Annotated in this window: 15 protein-coding genes and 1 pseudogene; 6 read left to right on the forward strand and 10 right to left on the reverse strand. The window is 46.7% G+C overall.

Annotated features, from left to right (window positions below):
- Positions 1 to 8: 8 nt before the first annotated feature.
- The 5 genes and pseudogenes from KXZ66_RS20705 to KXZ66_RS20725 all read right to left on the reverse strand — a co-directional run bounded on the left by KXZ66_RS20705 (position 9) and on the right by KXZ66_RS20725 (position 4304).
- Positions 9 to 1625 carry a T7SS effector LXG polymorphic toxin gene (locus KXZ66_RS20705; protein WP_219144717.1) on the reverse strand — a complete coding sequence of 539 codons (1617 nt, stop codon included), beginning with the start codon at positions 1623 to 1625 and terminating at the stop codon, positions 9 to 11.
- A 19-nt stretch (positions 1626 to 1644) separates the two neighbouring features.
- Positions 1645 to 1914 (reverse strand): YwqI/YxiC family protein, encoded by a 270-nt coding sequence (locus KXZ66_RS20710; protein ID WP_021481005.1) that lies wholly within the window; start codon positions 1912 to 1914, stop codon positions 1645 to 1647.
- Positions 1915 to 1925: 11 nt separating this feature from the next.
- Positions 1926 to 2291, reverse strand: a complete 366-nt coding sequence (locus KXZ66_RS20715; RefSeq protein WP_151869958.1) for a YwqH-like family protein — start codon at positions 2289 to 2291, stop codon at positions 1926 to 1928.
- Between the two features lie 305 nt (positions 2292 to 2596).
- Complete coding sequence (gene abnB / locus KXZ66_RS20720; RefSeq protein WP_219144718.1) at positions 2597 to 4006, reverse strand: arabinan endo-1,5-alpha-L-arabinosidase AbnB; 1410 nt, start codon at positions 4004 to 4006, stop codon at positions 2597 to 2599.
- 135 nt (positions 4007 to 4141) lie between these two features.
- Positions 4142 to 4304, reverse strand: a pseudogene (locus tag KXZ66_RS20725) (hypothetical protein).
- A 283-nt stretch (positions 4305 to 4587) separates the two neighbouring features.
- On the opposite strand from KXZ66_RS20725, the gene hutP reads away from it, so the two are divergent.
- From hutP to KXZ66_RS20755, 6 genes are all read left to right on the forward strand, one after another.
- Entirely contained in the window at positions 4588 to 5034 is a 447-nt protein-coding gene (gene hutP / locus KXZ66_RS20730) for a histidine utilization transcription antiterminator HutP (RefSeq protein ID WP_032725058.1), read from the forward strand.
- A gap of 112 nt (positions 5035 to 5146) precedes the next feature.
- Positions 5147 to 6673, forward strand: coding sequence for a histidine ammonia-lyase (gene hutH / locus KXZ66_RS20735; protein WP_219144719.1), 1527 nt, complete (start codon positions 5147 to 5149; stop codon positions 6671 to 6673).
- Positions 6670 to 8328: a urocanate hydratase gene (gene hutU / locus KXZ66_RS20740; protein ID WP_219144720.1), complete on the forward strand. Its 1659-nt coding sequence runs from the start codon at positions 6670 to 6672 to the stop codon at positions 8326 to 8328. Before hutH ends, hutU begins: the two co-directional genes overlap by 4 nt.
- Before the next feature lie 12 nt (positions 8329 to 8340).
- Positions 8341 to 9606: an imidazolonepropionase gene (gene hutI, locus KXZ66_RS20745; RefSeq protein ID WP_128747289.1), complete on the forward strand. Its 1266-nt coding sequence runs from the start codon at positions 8341 to 8343 to the stop codon at positions 9604 to 9606.
- Positions 9599 to 10558, forward strand: a complete 960-nt coding sequence (gene hutG, locus KXZ66_RS20750; protein ID WP_219144721.1) for a formimidoylglutamase — start codon at positions 9599 to 9601, stop codon at positions 10556 to 10558. The genes hutI and hutG overlap by 8 nt, the downstream gene beginning before the upstream one ends.
- Before the next feature lie 75 nt (positions 10559 to 10633).
- Positions 10634 to 12061, forward strand: coding sequence for an amino acid permease (locus KXZ66_RS20755; protein ID WP_032725050.1), 1428 nt, complete (start codon positions 10634 to 10636; stop codon positions 12059 to 12061).
- A gap of 43 nt (positions 12062 to 12104) precedes the next feature.
- On the opposite strand, the gene KXZ66_RS20760 is transcribed toward KXZ66_RS20755, so the two are convergent.
- The 5 genes from KXZ66_RS20760 to KXZ66_RS20780 all read right to left on the reverse strand — a co-directional run bounded on the left by KXZ66_RS20760 (position 12105) and on the right by KXZ66_RS20780 (position 17376).
- Complete coding sequence (locus KXZ66_RS20760; protein ID WP_003227132.1) at positions 12105 to 13406, reverse strand: pyrimidine-nucleoside phosphorylase; 1302 nt, start codon at positions 13404 to 13406, stop codon at positions 12105 to 12107.
- Between the two features lie 29 nt (positions 13407 to 13435).
- Entirely contained in the window at positions 13436 to 14617 is a 1182-nt protein-coding gene (gene nupC, locus KXZ66_RS20765) for a nucleoside permease NupC (protein ID WP_219144722.1), read from the reverse strand.
- A gap of 80 nt (positions 14618 to 14697) precedes the next feature.
- Positions 14698 to 15369: a deoxyribose-phosphate aldolase gene (gene deoC / locus KXZ66_RS20770; RefSeq protein ID WP_014481389.1), complete on the reverse strand. Its 672-nt coding sequence runs from the start codon at positions 15367 to 15369 to the stop codon at positions 14698 to 14700.
- 105 nt (positions 15370 to 15474) lie between these two features.
- Positions 15475 to 16416 (reverse strand): DNA-binding transcriptional repressor DeoR, encoded by a 942-nt coding sequence (gene deoR, locus KXZ66_RS20775; RefSeq protein ID WP_003227124.1) that lies wholly within the window; start codon positions 16414 to 16416, stop codon positions 15475 to 15477.
- Between the two features lie 132 nt (positions 16417 to 16548).
- The gene (locus tag KXZ66_RS20780) at positions 16549 to 17376 is read right to left on the reverse strand and encodes a DUF1206 domain-containing protein (protein ID WP_151869956.1); all 828 of its coding nucleotides are present in this window, start codon (positions 17374 to 17376) and stop codon (positions 16549 to 16551) included.
- Between the last annotated feature and the right edge of the window lie 60 nt (positions 17377 to 17436).

Below are 17436 nucleotides of genomic sequence, written 5' to 3' on the forward strand. Positions count from 1 at the left end.
TCCTCTTATTACTTCTTTAATGGTTCTGAAGGCACTATATGCGCTCCGTCTTTTCCGTAATGAATCATTCCTCTAGTAGTTTCAATGTATTCACCAGTATCACGATCATAGTATTTTCCAATTGGTTTACCAAAGTCTACTCTTTCTTTTTTACCGTTTGGTAGTAGTTGACCTTTTCCTGCAAACTTATCAAGCAATTCCTGTGCTGTTTTATTATCACCATAGAAAATACTCTTGTTTTTACCATTTGCTATTTCTTGTTTGTAATTTGGCGTATTAGGAATATGTTTCTCTTGAGCACCTGGCTTTACTTTAACTGGGAATCCATGTACTTCTCTGTAAGGTCCTTTAGGTACTGACTTCTTTCCATAAGAAGGTACACCATTACCCGTATCCTTAGCAACGTTTTTAACTTCCGCAGCCTTCTTAGCCTTTTTCCCATCATTAATAAGTTTATTAATATCTATTAACTTTTCTAACTTAGCTATTTTGGCAAATGGTACTGAGTTTATGGAGGCAACAACACGGTCTTTTCCTGTGACTTTTTCGCCTGATACCGGATCTCTGCCCGTGGCTGCCTTAAAAAGATCATACACGCCGGTAAGTTCTACAGCTGTCTCTAAAATTTTCACATATCCATTCTCATCCACTTTAATGTCCGAAAGCGAGACGACAGGTTCAAGCTTCATGTCATTACCAGATATGTATACATTGTAAAGTGTATCATTATAAACGACTTGCTTAACCTCTGCATTTGAGAAATCAGTTTTTATATGTTCTCTATGTTCACTCGTATTATACACTTTACCATTGATAACGATGATATTTTTACTTACCTTTTTAGAATCACCCGTTTTGACAACTGAATCCACTTTAGACTTTTCATTCTCGGCTATTTTCTTCAACATCATCTCCATCGGAGAATCATCCGCCTGCTTCATTTGCGGGTTAATGGCGCCGAAGGTTTGGTTGATGTTTTCTTCCTCCTGCGATTTCAAGATGGAGCCGCTTTTGTAGCCTGTGATTTCAATTTTCGGACCGGTGTACATGGTTTCAAGCTGGTCTATATATTTTTTCATCGTTTGAAAATCTGATTTTGCGGTTTCTAGTGCTTGGGTTTGCTGGCCGTCAAATTGAAAGAGCTTATTCAGGGTGTCCGAAATCAGTCGCTCAGCCTGTTCTGTTTCCATCCGAAAAAAGGAATCATTGACTGTCGGCAGGCTGACGATGTGATCAATGGCTGATGTCTGGCGATTCACTGCGTCTGTGAGCTGTTCTGTCACTTCTCGTGCATGCTTGACCCCGTGTCTTGCATCGTGTGAGAGAAAAGCCTCTGCAATCATGCCATGGGAGTCAGATTCTACAGAGGAAATCGCATGCTGTGTTTGTTTCAGCACTTTTTTGTATTCGTCGATAAACATGCCAAAGAAAAGGAGAAAAGGCTTGTGGCACTCCTCGTAAAAGGTCCGGATGGCATCTCCGCCTTTTCCTTTCAGCGCATCCTTCATGCCTGCCAGATGCTCAACGCTTTTTTCCAGCTTCTCCAGCTGTTGCTTTTGCTTGTCCAGTTTCTCAATTGTATGCTGAATGCCCTCGTGAAGAGCGTGGACATCTAATGTTTTCAATCCCTTGTCCTCCCGCGCTTTATTTCATGGAAGATGATATGTTTTCGTCCGTTTCCTTCATGGCGTTTACCGCGCTTTCCGTTTGTGCGATATGCTTGGCCAGAACAGACGCATATGCTTCAGTGAGCTCTTTGATGTCCTTATTTAATTGCTCGATGGACTTCACAACATTCAAATGGTTTCTGCCTGAGAGATGGCCGGGCAAGGAGGACTTGAGTTCAGCTGAATTCTTGAGCTGAGAAAGCCCTTTCTTCACTGTGCCATACACCATTTTAATTTCCTGTGCCATTTGTGCTCACCTCACTTTTTATGTTTTTCCTTCTCTATTTCATGCTCTATCCTCGTAATTTGGCGTCTTATGGAATAGACATCGCCCTCTAATGAGTGGATTTTTCCTTCTATGCTTTCGATGATTCCGCTGACTTGATCGCTTTTGATTTGCTGATATGCTTTGTTCATTCCTTCACGAATATCTTCAAACCGCTGAGCATGTGTTCCTCTCCATGCCTCCCGGTTAAGATGAGGCCGGTGAATGAGATGCTGGGCGTCGGAGAATTCGTGTTTGATTTGCCTGATTTCGTGCAGCACTTGTTTTAATTGATGGATCTGTTCCTGCTTTTCATGTAAGTCGGCTTTTACCGAATGTAACAACATTTCACTATGCATGCCGCAACACCTCGTGTTTCTATCAAACTGTGTAAATTCTTTACAATACAGACTATTTTCATGTTACATGATGGGTCATATTGGATAAATAGGTAAAAAGGTTTGTCTTGAGAGATGTTTAACTGGTTCTAAAATGCTAAAAATAGATCTCATCACCTTATGAGAGGGAGAAAATAATCATAGGAGGGACTTTTTATTTAAGTCTTTAATCTCTCTTTCATTTTTATTTTTTCTCCCACTTAACCATTTCTTATAGTCAATAAAGCTCATAAAAAAACGCCTTCCTACGAAGGCGCTTCTCCATCTTATTTAGATCCCCAAACAGCCTCACCGCTGCCATTCAACACACTAAACGTCATCACGTTCTTCTCTCTCACCGAATCCCACTGGCGTAAAAATACGCCATTATACTTCTTGCCAGCTAACATAAGTTCAGCTGTATTTTTTCCGGTTTTCTTCCATGTTCCAGTCATTTCCCCGGAAATGGTGTGGTTTTTGTTGAGCTGGATGTTGATGGTTTTTTTGATGTCGGCTGAGATGTCTTTTCCGTGCTGGATGAGTTTGTATGTTCCTGTGATATCTTTTTGTTTTACTTCTTTCAGTGTTTCGCCCGCATAACGATATGGCGCTGCTACCGGCCAGCCGTCTTTGTTCATGAACAATTGGTGGACTCTGACTTCGTGTTCTTCACCTCTGCCCGGGAAGCGGGTGTGGAAGATTAAATAGGAACGCCCGGTTTTTTCGTCATAATATGCGGAGTTGTGGCCTGGTGAGACGTACCCGGTTCCTTTTTCATTTTCTGTTTCAAAAGTGTAACTGCCCATGAGTTTGACGCCGTATGGTTCGATGGAACGGTCGTCGAAGAATGTGCCTTCTTTGCCGCGGACGTCGAGCATTGGATTGCCTTCTGCATCATAGTAAGGACCGTCTGGTTTCTTGGAGCGGGCCACACGTATGTTATAGCCGCCTGTTGCATCAAGACCGCCATATGATAGGTATAAGTAGTAGTATTGGGTGTCTGGATTGTAGAGAACATACGGGCCTTCGATTCTGCTATGGTTGCCGCCAAGCAGTTTTTTCCCGTATCCCTGTCCAGGAAGCGGGAAGCCCGTTTTCGGATTCATTTCAAGTATGAAAATGCCGCCTGAGTATGATCCATACACCATCCACAGCTTGCCGTCTTTATCAAAGAAGGTATGCGGGTCGACGACATTCGGATGTTTTGTTGCGTCATACGGTGTTCCATCGTTGCTTGTGCCTTCCATTCCTGATTTCAAAAAGATGCCTTTGTTTTTGTATGGCCCTTCGATGTTGTCAGCGACGGCAACCCCCATGGCGGATCTTGGTGAGTCGCCGCGGCAGGCGTTGTAGTACATGTAGTATTTGCCGTCCGCCAGCTGCGTGACGTCAGCCGCCCAAAGAGTATCCGATTGGGCCCATTCGAAGGTTTCTTTTAATTCTTCATAGACATTCGGAATAAGTGGGTTGTCATTGCTTACGCTGTTGGTCAGCTGCTGCCATTGCATAAGGTCATTTGTTTTTGCTGAAGCGAGATGAGATCCAAAAACATAAAAGGTGCCGTTTGTTTCAATGATGGAAGGGTCATGGACGCTGACTTCTTTAAATACAGGTTTTTGTGCATAGACGGAGTTTGGGAGGGTGAAGGCCATGATAAGAGCTGCAAGAAAACATACACGGAACAATCGGTTGAACATCTAAACAATTCGCCTCTCTTTTTTATCAAATTTTAAACGCTTACATTTCCCTATGAAGATACCCCGGCCTATTAAAACAGCCGAATGTTTTCATATTCAAACAGATAGGTGATTTCTCACTGTTCTCTTACATAGTCAGACTGATGTCTGTCTGTTTTGCGCAGAACTGCTACTTGCATATCCTCTCCTTCATAGTTCAACTCTTTTGCTGTTTCTCCTTCTTTCATCACTCTGTTTTTCATTCGCGTACATGTAATAACTGCTTTGTCAGGTTTTGCATCGACTGTGATACAGCCATTTCGTTGTCGGCGTTTTTTAAGATGATGCCTGATTGCCCGTCAACACCGGAGTCAGTTGGCTTGGCTGTACTGAGGATGTCATTCGGCTGGACATCGGCCGGTTACCTTCTGGATATCGTGTGCAATCGCTGAAAAAGCCCGTCCTGCTTTCTGCGTCGCGCTATTACAATAGCAATCTAACTTGTTAAAGACTGTAAAAAATCTTTTGACTTCTGCTGCTGAACCAATTAATATAATACTCAGTTAATAGTTATCAGAATTTTTAGGAATTGAGTGATTCATATGACACTGCATAAAGAGCGTCGGATCGGCCGGCTGTCTGTTCTCCTGCTGCTGAATGAGGCGGAAGAAAGTACGCAGGTTGAGGAGCTGGAGCGAGACGGATGGAGGGTCTGTCTTGGCAAGGTAGGATCAATGGACGCGCATAAAGTAGTAGCCGCAATTGAAACCGCTTCCAAAAAGAGCGGTGTCATTCAATCTGAGGGTTATCGGGAGTCACATGCGCTTTATCATGCGACGATGGAGGCTTTGCATGGCGTGACCAGAGGTGAAATGCTGCTGGGATCGCTGCTTCGGACGGTGGGCTTGAGGTTTGCCGTTTTGAGGGGAAATCCTTATGAAAGTGAAGCGGAAGGCGATTGGATTGCTGTCTCGCTTTACGGAACAATCGGGGCGCCGATTAAAGGTCTTGAGCACGAGACATTCGGTGTTGGAATTAATCACATATGAAACAGCCCATAGATCTTAGACGATAGGGGGCTATGCGTGGAAACAGAAGTTCACAGCATAGCTCCTTTTTGTATGGGTGCTTTACCAAAGTAAAGAAAAAGGAGTTGGGCTTATGGTGACTTTAGACGGTTCTACATTGACAACAGCCGACGTCGCTCGTGTGCTGTTTGATTTTGAGGAGGCAGCGGCTTCCGAGGAAAGTATGGAGCGCGTGAAAAAAAGCAGAGCGGCAGTGGAACGGATTGTACGCGACGAAAAGACAATCTACGGCATCAACACCGGATTTGGCAAATTCAGCGATGTCCTGATTCAGAAAGAAGACTCGGTGGCGCTGCAGCTGAATTTAATCCTTTCTCATGCCTGCGGAGTCGGCGACCCTTTTCCTGAGTGTGTGTCCAGGGCAATGCTGCTTTTGCGCGCCAATGCGCTGTTAAAAGGCTTTTCCGGTGTACGCGCTGAGCTGATCGAACAGTTGCTTGCTTTTTTAAATAAACGCGTCCATCCTGTCATCCCCCAGCAGGGATCACTTGGCGCAAGCGGAGATCTGGCGCCGCTTTCCCACCTGGCGCTTGCGCTGATCGGGCAAGGAGAAGTCTTTTTTGAGGGGGAAAGAATGCCGGCAATGACAGGCTTGAAAAAAGCAGGTATTCAACCGGTAACGCTGACATCCAAGGAAGGGCTTGCCTTGATTAACGGGACTCAGGCCATGACTGCAATGGGAGTGGTCGCCTACATTGAAGCTGAGAAACTAGCCTATCAAACAGAACGCATTGCCAGCTTAACGATTGAAGGTTTGCGGGGAATTATCGATGCATTTGACGAGGATATTCACTCAGCCCGCGGCTATCAGGAGCAGATCGATGTCGCAGAACGAATTCGCTTTTATCTATCTGACAGCGGCCTGACAACCTCCCAGGGAGAACTGCGGGTTCAGGATGCCTATTCATTGCGCTGTATTCCGCAAGTACACGGTGCGACTTGGCAGACACTAGGCTATGTCAAAGAAAAATTAGAGATTGAAATGAACGCAGCTACAGACAATCCACTCATTTTCAATGACGGTGACAAAGTGATTTCCGGCGGAAACTTTCACGGACAGCCGATCGCCTTTGCCATGGATTTTCTGAAAATCGCAATATCAGAGCTTGCGAATATCGCAGAGCGCAGGATCGAACGACTTGTGAATCCGCAGCTGAATGACCTGCCGCCGTTCCTGAGCCCTCATCCCGGTCTGCAATCCGGTGCAATGATCATGCAGTACGCCGCGGCCTCACTCGTTTCTGAAAATAAAACACTGGCCCATCCTGCAAGTGTGGATTCCATTCCGTCATCCGCCAACCAAGAGGACCATGTCAGCATGGGAACCATCGCCGCTCGGCATGCTTATCAGGTGATCGCAAATACAAGGAGAGTCATTGCGATCGAAGCCATTTGCGCATTGCAGGCTGTTGAATACAGAGGCATAGAACATGCTGCGTCCTATACGAAACAGCTTTTTCAAGAAATGAGAAAAGTCGTGCCGTCCATTCAGCAGGACCGTGTTTTTTCCTATGACATTGAACGCTTGACTGACTGGCTGAAGAAAGAATCTTTAATACCTGACCATCAGAATAAAGAACTAAGGGGGATGAACATATGACTAATGTAAAAAAATCAATCCGTGCCAACAGAGGAACAGAGCTTGAATGCTTAGGATGGGAGCAAGAGGCAGTGCTTCGGATGCTTCGAAACAACCTTGATCCGGAAGTCGCTGAGAAGCCGGAGGACCTCATCGTATATGGCGGGATTGGCAAAGCCGCACGAGATTGGGACGCTTTTCACGCCATTGAGCATTCCTTGAAAACACTAAAAAATGATGAAACATTGCTCGTGCAATCCGGAAAGCCCGTTGGCATGTTCCGTACACACCCGCAGGCCCCGCGCGTGCTCTTAGCAAATTCTGTCCTTGTTCCGAAGTGGGCAGACTGGGAGCATTTCCACGAACTTGAGAAAAAAGGGTTAATGATGTACGGACAGATGACGGCTGGCAGCTGGATTTACATTGGCTCACAAGGCATATTGCAAGGAACCTATGAAACCTTCGCTGAGCTGGCGCGACAGCACTTCGGGGGCAGCTTAAAAGGAACGTTGACGCTGACAGCGGGTCTCGGCGGAATGGGAGGCGCCCAGCCGCTGTCAGTCACGATGAATGAAGGCGTCGTGATTGCCGTCGAGGTTGACGAGAAACGCATCGACAAGCGGATCGAAACAAAATACTGCGATCGAAAAACAGCATCGATTGAGGAAGCCTTAGCTTGGGCTGAAGAGGCAAAGCGGGCAGGAAAACCTTTGTCCATTGCACTTCTCGGAAACGCAGCTGAGGTGCATCACACACTTTTGAACCGAGGCGTCAAAATTGATATTGTGACAGATCAGACATCTGCCCATGACCCTTTAATCGGTTATGTTCCCGAGGGCTATTCCCTTGATGAAGCTGACCGTTTGCGTCAAGACACTCCAGAGCTTTACGTGCGCCTTGCGAAGCAAAGCATGAAAAAACATGTCGAAGCCATGCTGGCCTTTCAGCAAAAGGGCTCTATTGTATTTGACTACGGCAACAATATCCGGCAAGTCGCAAAGGATGAAGGGCTGGAGAATGCCTTCGATTTTCCGGGGTTTGTCCCTGCCTACATCCGCCCCTTATTCTGTGAAGGAAAAGGGCCGTTCCGTTGGGCGGCGCTTTCCGGAGATCCGGCAGATATTTACCGTACGGATGCGTTATTAAAAGAGCTGTTCCCGACAAATAAAGCCCTTCACCGCTGGATTGATATGGCACAGGAAAAAGTCACCTTCCAAGGCTTGCCGTCCCGTATCTGCTGGCTTGGATATGGAGAACGAAAAAAGATGGGCCTCGCCATTAACGAGCTGGTTAGAACCGGGGAGCTAAAAGCGCCTGTCGTTATTGGGAGAGATCATTTGGACTGCGGGTCTGTCGCCTCTCCAAACCGGGAAACAGAAGCGATGAAGGACGGAAGTGACGCTGTCGGTGACTGGGCTGTGCTAAATGCGCTTGTCAACACGGCGGCGGGTGCAAGCTGGGTTTCCTTCCACCATGGCGGCGGCGTCGGAATGGGCTATTCCCTTCATGCCGGCATGGTTGCAGTGGCCGATGGAAGTGAGCTGGCCGACGAGCGGCTCGCGCGGGTCTTAACGAGCGACCCAGGAATGGGCATTATCCGTCATGCGGATGCGGGTTATGAACGTGCCGTTGAAGTAGCGAAGGAACAGGACATTATCGTGCCGATGCAAAAATAAAGGAGTGATGACATGCCAAAGCAAATTGATACGATTCTCATCAACATCGGTCAGCTTTTGACGATGGAAAGCAGCGGCCCGCGGGCAGGCAAAAGCATGCAGGATCTTCATGTGATCGAAGACGCTGTTGTCGGCATCCATGAACAGAAAATTGTGTTCGCCGGACAAAAAGGGGCTGAAGCCGGTTACGAGGCAGACGAAATCATTGACTGTTCGGGACGCCTTGTAACGCCTGGCCTCGTTGATCCGCACACCCATCTTGTATTTGGCGGATCTCGTGAAAAGGAGATGAACCTTAAGCTTCAGGGCATTTCATATTTGGATATTCTGGCGCAGGGCGGCGGGATTCTGTCTACAGTCAAGGATACCAGGGCGGCTTCAGAAGAAGAGCTGCTGCAAAAAGCCCATTTTCATCTGCAAAGAATGCTGTCCTACGGCACAACCACAGCAGAAGTGAAAAGCGGCTACGGCTTGGAAAAAGAGACAGAGCTCAAACAATTGCGTGTCGCAAAAAAACTGCATGAAAGCCAGCCTGTTGACCTTGTTTCCACATTTATGGGAGCCCATGCGATTCCTCCCGAATATCAAAACGATCCAGATCAATTTCTGGATCAAATGCTTTCCCTTTTGCCGGAAATCAAAGAGCAGGAGCTCGCCAGCTTTGCTGATATTTTTACAGAAACAGGCGTTTTTACAGTCAGCCAATCCCGCCGTTATTTACAAAAAGCAGCTGAGGCAGGCTTCGGATTAAAAATACACGCAGATGAAATCGATCCGCTTGGAGGAGCTGAATTAGCAGGTGAACTAAAGGCCGTCTCAGCCGACCATTTGGTAGGTGCATCGGACGAAGGCATAAAGAAATTGGCTGAGGCAGGAACGATCGCCGTCCTCTTGCCGGGCACGACATTTTATCTTGGCAAAAGCACATACGCCAGGGCTAGAGCTATGATTGATGAAGGTGTATGTGTCAGCTTGGCAACGGATTTTAATCCTGGCAGCTCGCCGACTGAAAATATCCAGCTGATTATGTCCATTGCCGCGCTTCATCTGAAAATGACTGCAGAAGAAATATGGCATGCGGTCACAGTCAATGCCGCATATGCCATAGGGAAAGGTGAAGAAGCCGGTCAGCTCAAAGCTGGCCGCTCAGCTGATCTAGTCATTTGGCAAGCCTCGAACTATATGTATATTCCGTATCACTACGGGGTCAATCATGTACATCAAGTCATGAAAAACGGAACAATTGTTGTCAACAGGGAGGGAGCCATTCTTGGATAAGTACCCTTTTCTCAGAGAAGCCGGGTCTTCGTTTAAAGACCGGGATGTCACAAAAATGAGCGACCTGATCGCAACATGGGACGGCCAAGACATTAAGGGACCGGCGTTGATAGGTGTCCCCCTATCAAAATCATCCATCAGTCATTCAGGCGCTTGCTTTGCACCCGGAACAATACGCCAGTCTCTGAAACATTCATCAGCCTATTCTGCTGAGCTTGGAGAGCACGTCGTATCAGAGCTTCTATATGATCTGGGGGATATCGATATTCATGTCACTGATATTGCAAAGTCACATCATCACATTTTCCAAACCATGCACGCTTTGCTTTCGGACCATCCGGATTGGGTGCCGCTCATTCTCGGGGGAGATAACTCGATCAGCTACTCCACTATAAAAGCGATAGCACAAACGAAAGGAACAGCAGCAGTGATTCAATTTGATGCCCATCACGATGTTCGCAATACGGAGGACGGGGGGCTGACAAACGGCACCCCCTTCCGCCGCCTTTTGGATGAAGAGATCATTGAAGGTCAACATTTGATCCAGCTGGGTATCAGAGAATTCAGCAACAGCCAGGCCTATGAAGCATATGCAAAAAAACATAGCGTGAACATTCACACGATGGACATGATCCGGGAAAAAGGACTAATCCCAACGATAAAAGAGATTTTGCCTGTTGTTCAAGATAAAACAGATTTCATTTTTATATCTGTTGACATGGATGTCTTAGACCAGTCCCATGCACCCGGCTGTCCAGCGATTGGCCCGGGCGGCCTCTATACAGACGAATTGCTTGAAGCAGTTAAGTACATCGCACAACAGCCCAATGTTGCCGGGATTGAAATTGTTGAAGTCGACCCTACCCTCGATTTTCGAGATATGACAAGCAGAGCTGCAGCTCATGTTCTGTTACACGCATTAAAAGGAATGAAACTCTCCACATTCAAGTGATCTTCTGGCAGGTTGTATTTTAGGTATAAGAAACTCATCTGCCTTAGGAATGGCAGCTAAAAGGAGGGCGAGACAGTGAATCTTCAGGAGAACAGCAGCCAACAGCTAAAACGCACAATGAAAAGCAGGCACCTATTTATGATCTCATTGGGAGGCGTCATAGGCACAGGACTTTTCCTCAGTACGGGCTATACGCTACATCAAGCCGGACCCGGCGGTACGATACTCGCTTATGTAATCGGCGGGTTGATGATGTACCTCGTCATGCAATGTCTCGGCGAATTGTCGGTTGCCATGCCGGTAACCGGCTCTTTTCAAAAATATGCTACAACATTTATCGGTCCATCTACCGGTTTTATGGTCGGCATCATGTACTGGATCAATTGGGTGGTGACGGTAGGCTCTGAGTTTACCGCATCCGGTATTCTCATGCAGCGCTGGTTCCCTGACAGCAGTGTATGGATGTGGAGTGCGATTTTTGCAGCCCTTCTTTTTATATGCAACGCATTTTCAGTTAAGTTATTTGCGGAAACTGAATTTTGGTTTTCCAGCGTAAAGATTGTCACCATTATTTTATTTATCATTTTAGGAGGAGCCGCCATGTTTGGCCTGATCTCTTTAAACGGAACGGCGGATGCTCCTATGTTGTCAAACTTCACGGACCATGGCGGATTGTTTCCGAATGGCTTTCTCGCCGTTTTTATCGCAATGATATCTGTGAGTTTTGCCTTTTCTGGTACAGAGTTAATCGGCGTTACAGCAGGAGAATCAGCAAATCCTCAAAAGGATATTCCGCGATCCATCCGTAATGTCGCATGGAGAACCGTGATTTTTTTCATTGGCGCTGTCTTCATATTATCCGGGTTGATTTCGTGGAAGGACGCAGGCGTGATTGAAAGCCCGTTTGTAGCCGTATTTGCGGAGATCGGAATCCCTTACGCTGCTGATATTATGAATTTCGTGATATTAACAGCCTTGCTGTCTGTCGCCAACTCAGGCTTATATGCTTCGACCCGTATGATGTGGTCGTTAGCAAATGAAAACATGATCAGCTCCCGTTTTAAGAAAGTCACATCTAAAGGCATTCCTTTAAATGCCTTAATGATCAGTATGGCTGTATCTTGTTTATCTCTCGTTTCCAGTATCGTGGCCCCTGGAACTGTCTATGTGGTGATGGTCGCAATTGCTGGATTTGCAGGAGTCGTGGTCTGGATGAGCATTGCCTTGTCCCAACTCTTGTTTCGAAAGAGATTTCTGAAAAAAGGGGGGAATGTAAAAGATCTGACATTTCGCACGCCGCTTTATCCTCTTATGCCTATAGCCGCTCTCTTATTATGTTCTGCTTCTTGTATCGGTCTTGCTTTTGATCCCAATCAAAGAATCGCACTTTTCTGCGGAGTTCCTTGTATCATCCTTTGCTATCTCATCTACCATTTCAAAAGAAATGTTACAAAAGCGAAAAAAATCAGCCAAGAGGAATATCCAGCCGATCACATCCTATAATTAAAAAAGCACACCCCGCTCAGCATGGGATGTGCTTTATTTTTTATTCTGTAATTAACGTATGAATCAGCTTCGGCGCCTTCGCTTCCGCTGCGATGCGGATGTTGTCATAGACTTTTGCGATGACTTCATCGACGTTTTCTCGGTTGGCGTAAAGCGTTACGAGCGGTTCCCCTTTTTCTACTTTGTCGCCGACCTTTTTGCGGAGCATGATGCCGACGGCTAAATCGATTTCGTCTTCTTTTGTGGCGCGGCCGGCACCTAACAGCATCGCCGCGACGCCGATTTCGTCCGCGACGATTTCAGAGACGACACCCGCTTCTTTGGCAGGCACATCAATTTGATATGCGGCTTGCGGAAGCTTAGACGGATCGTCAACAATTGAGCTGTCGCCGCCTTGGTTTTTCAGGAAATCCTTGAATTTCTCAAGCGCTTTGCCGTTTTTCATGACTTCTTCCAGCTTCGCTCTTGCTTCGTCCAATGTATCGGCTTTTTTCGCAAGCACAACCATCTGGCTGCCGAGCGTTAAGACAAGCTCATGAAGATCCTCAGGTCCCTCGCCTTTGAGTGTGTCGATCGCTTCTTTGACTTCAAGCGCATTTCCGATCGCAAAGCCGAGCGGCTGGGACATGTCTGAAATGACAGCCATTGTTTGACGGCCGACGTTATTTCCGATCCGTACCATCGCTTTGGCAAGTTCAGCAGCGTCTTCTTCTGTTTTCATGAAGGCGCCCGCTCCCGTTTTTACGTCAAGCACGATGGCGTCCGCCCCGGCAGCGATTTTTTTGCTCATAATCGAGCTTGCAATGAGCGGAATGGAATTGACCGTTCCCGTTACATCACGAAGCGCGTACAGTTTTTTATCAGCCGGCGTTAAATTGCCGCTTTGGCCGATGACCGCAACCTTGTCGCGGTTCACAAGTTTAATAAATTCATCCTTCGTCAGTTCCACGTGGAAGCCGTCGATTGCCTCTAACTTATCAATCGTGCCGCCCGTATGGCCGAGGCCGCGGCCGGACATCTTAGCAACCGGCACATCAAGAGCCGCAACAAGCGGAGCGAGAACGAGCGTTGTCGTGTCGCCGACGCCGCCGGTGGAGTGTTTATCCACTTTAATTCCTTCAATGGCAGAAAGATCAATCGTTTCACCGGAGTTCACCATAGCCATCGTCAAGTCCGCGCGTTCACGGTCACTCATATCCTGGAAGAAAATCGCCATAGCAAGCGCGCTTGCCTGATAATCAGGAATGCTTCCGTCTGTATAGCCGTTCACGAAAAATTGAATTTCTTCAGTGGTGAGTTCTTTTCCGTTTTGTTTTTTGATGATGATATCTACCATTCTCATGTTTGGTCACCGATCCTTTTCGATTAAGTTCAGTAAATCAAGCCCACAATTGCTGCTGATAAAAAGCTGACAAGCGTAGCACCGTATAATAATTTCAAGCCGAAACGAGCGACGACATTTCCTTGCTTTTCATTCAGTCCTTTTACGGCACCGGCAATGATTCCGATTGAGGAGAAGTTCGCAAATGACACAAGGAATACCGATACGATCGCTGTTGTACGGCCGCTGAAATGGATACCGTTTTGCGTGAGCGACGTCATGGCGACAAATTCATTCGATACCATTTTTGTTGCCATAATGCTTCCCGCATTAACAGCTTCATTCCATGGGATACCCACAAGAAAAGCGAATGGAGCAAACACATATCCAAGAATGCCTTGGAACGAAATACCGAATACTGCATTAAAAATGCCATTTATCAAGGCGATAATCGCGACAAATCCAATCAGCATCGCAGCGACGACAACCGCTACTTTGAAACCGTCAAGGATGTATTCTCCGAGCACTTCGAAGAAGGATTGTTTTTCCTCTTCCTCAACACGAAGCATATCCTCTTCTTTTGCAACCTCGTACGGATTAATAATAGAAGCAATTATGAAACCGCCAAATAAGTTCAAGACCAGTGCTGTTACAACATATTCCGGTTTCAGCATTGTCATATACGCGCCGACAATCGACATTGATACAGTTGACATCGCAGATGCACAAAGCGTGTACAAGCGCTGCTGATTTAAAAGACCGAGTTCTTTCTTCAAGGAGATAAATACTTCTGACTGCCCTAAAATCGCAGAAGCCACTGCGTTATACGATTCCAATCTTCCCATACCGTTTACCTTGCTGAGGGCAAGGCCGATATATCTAATAATAAACGGGAGGACTTTCCACTTTTGCAGAATCCCGATCAGAGCGGAAATAAACACGATTGGCAAGAGAACATTCATAAAGAATGTCGTTTGGTCCGCATTCACCAAGCCGCCAAACACAAAGTTAATTCCCTCTGCCGCGTATTCAAGCAGGTAACCGAATCCTTTTGCAAATCCTCCCACGAGGAAATTCCCTATTCCGGTATTGAGGAGAATGTAGCCAAGAATAAATTGCAAAATGAGCATAACAACAATTGGGCGGATCTTAATTCTTTTTTTGCCGCTGCTCGCGATCCACGCGAGGCCTAAAAACACGATTAAACCGATAATCCCAATCAAATACTTCATATGTGTTTCTCCTTTATTTGTATTCGCTTACAATTACTGTTTCCTCAGAAAACGGAAAGCAGTCTGCCTTCCGTCAGCTCTTAATAGTTGTCTCCGCCTGATGCATTTTCTCCTTTTACGATAGAAACGCCTGCGCTGGCGCCAATTCGGCTTGCTCCGGCCTCTACCATTGTGTCTACATCTTCTTTCGTTCTGATTCCGCCAGATGCTTTCACGCCGATATCAGGTCCTACTGTTTTGCGCATTAAGGCGATATCTTCCTTCGTTGCGCCGCCTGTAGAAAAGCCTGTTGATGTTTTTACGAAATCCGCTCCCGCAGACACCGCTAAACGGCATGCACGTTCTTTTTCTTCATCAGTCAGAAGGCACGTTTCGATAATGACTTTGACAAGCGCTTTTCCGGCTGCAGCTTCCACTACACCGCGGATATCAGCTTCCACCACATCGTCTTCCTTGTCTTTTAAAGCGGCAATATTAATGACCATATCCACTTCAGTGGCGCCTTTTGAAATGGCGTCTTTTGTCTCGAACGCTTTTGTTTCAGTTGTATTGGCACCGAGCGGGAAGCCGATGACCGTACAAACGTCGACTCCAGTTCCCTTAAGCTCTTTTGCAGCAAGCTCCACCCATGTCGGATTGACACATACTGAAGCAAATTTGTATGTTTTCGCTTCTTCAATTAGTTTTAGAATGTCCGCTTTTTGTGTATGCGGTTTCAAAGCTGTATGATCAATTATGTTGGCTAATGACATCCTTCGCACACTTCCTTTTTTGTTAAGATATTTTTTAGCATAACCGACTTTTGAACATATGTAAATTGGTAATTGAAATTTTGTTCAATGAAAGGTTTGAACGTGTCACAAATCATTAACAAGCGCCCTCGCGGTATGCTGGTCAATGATTAAAACGTTGGCATATTTTCCGGTTAATGCTCCGTGAATGGAAGATACTTTTCTGCTTCCGCCGGCAACTAAAATGGAGCGTTCCTTCAGTCTAAGGTCTTGAAGCTCAACACCGATGGTCCGGTCATTGATGGCGCTGCTGCAAATATTCCCTTTCGCATCAAAAAAGCGTGAACAAATATCCCCCACGGCTTGTTTTTTCAGCAGGGCTTTCTCTTCTTCGTTAAAATATCCGAGTCGGAACAACAGCGCTTCATCACGGACAGTCCCCACCGTGAAGAGAGCGATATTCGCCTGCTTTCCCATCTCGATGATCCGCTCAATATGACGGTCTTTCTCCACCATTCGCTTCACATCCGCATTATCAAACACGACGGGAAGCGGGAGATAGCGCGGCATCGTTTGAAAAGCCTCTGCAAACAGCTGAATCGTTTCAGCCGAATACGTGTTTACCCGGGAATGGCTGATGCCGCCTTTCAGCTGGACGACCTCGACGCCTTTTACCTGCTTCGGCTGCATGTTTTGCGCGATTTGATACATGGTGGTTCCCCAGCTGACGCCGACAATGTCGCCGTCTTTTACCGTTTCATGCATATATTCTGCACCATAGCGGCTTAGGTCATGTGTAATTCCTGCATAATCGGGTGTCGGGGAAAACACAACATGCGCCTCAAGGAGCCCGTATTTCTCTTCAAGTATGGAACCGAGCGCATCCAAATCCTCAAATGGGTCCATGACGCGAATCTGGACATACCCTTTTTCTTTCGCATATTGCAGCAGCCGGGAAACGGTTGGCCTTGAAATGTTGAGCTGCTCAGCAATTTGCTGCTGACTGTAGTCAGACTGATAGTAAAGCCTTGCCGCTTCTATGCTTAATTGTTGTTTTTCCCGATCCATTCTGCACCTCCCTGTGGATCAGTCCTGATAAAACTGCTTTTGATTTGCTTTTATTATACAGGCTGGCGCCGGCTTTCATCCACCTGATTTCTAAGAAACTGAAAAACGCTCTGGGCACAACCTGCCCAGAGCTTATTTCTCCCAGGTCATATGCTGATAAATGCCTTTCATAATGGCGTACATTCCATATAGGATCAGGCCTAATGCCAATATAGACAGAATCAATTTGCCATGCGGCTGCTGCGCGAGTTCGGCGAGCGCACCGTCAAAGCCTCTTGTGTCGTCGGGATCAGCGGTCATGGCTGTCTTGATGAGAAAATAGCCGATAGCAGAGAAAATAATGGCCCGGGCGATATTGCCTGCGCGTCCGGTGTTTTTCGTGATGCATATCATTTGTTTGTTCATTTTTGACGTATCAAATTCTTTCATAAAAGCAGCCCGAACACCTTTCATAAATTGAACAATCGCAAATACGATAAAACCCGCACCCGTAAGCCCTGTGAGCCATTGGCCGAATGGCTGCGCCAATACATAAGCGGACCACGTCTGTTCTGAAGTGCCGTCGTCCCCTTGGCCAAACACAAATTGCAAGGCATTCCAAGCGATGGATGTGTAAACGGCGGCACTGAAAAAGTTTCCTATTCTCCGTGACAGGCCTCGCCTGCTATTTCCGTGCCCCTCCGTGTCCTTGATCGCGCTTAACACCATCCAGATCACATAGCCGATAAGGCCAATACCTATTAAAAAAAGCAATAGTGACCCATACGGCATGCGTGATAGCGTTTGGAGAGCTCCGCTCGAATCTTTCGCGCGGCCTGCCCCGGCAGCCGTCATAAAGGCCAAAACCCCAAGCAGAATAAAAACGCCGCCGAATGCAAAATAACCAAGCCTCCCGAATCGTTTGATCCAAGGCTTGGTTTCCTGTTTTATTTTTGACATGTACCGGTCTTTCACCGCCATGTGTCCAACCCTCTTTCACAGAAATCTTTACTGTAACATTCCCGATTGGACAAAGTTGAA

Source organism: Bacillus sp. LJBS17 (assembly GCF_019334685.1).
GTDB lineage: Bacteria > Bacillota > Bacilli > Bacillales > Bacillaceae > Bacillus > Bacillus subtilis.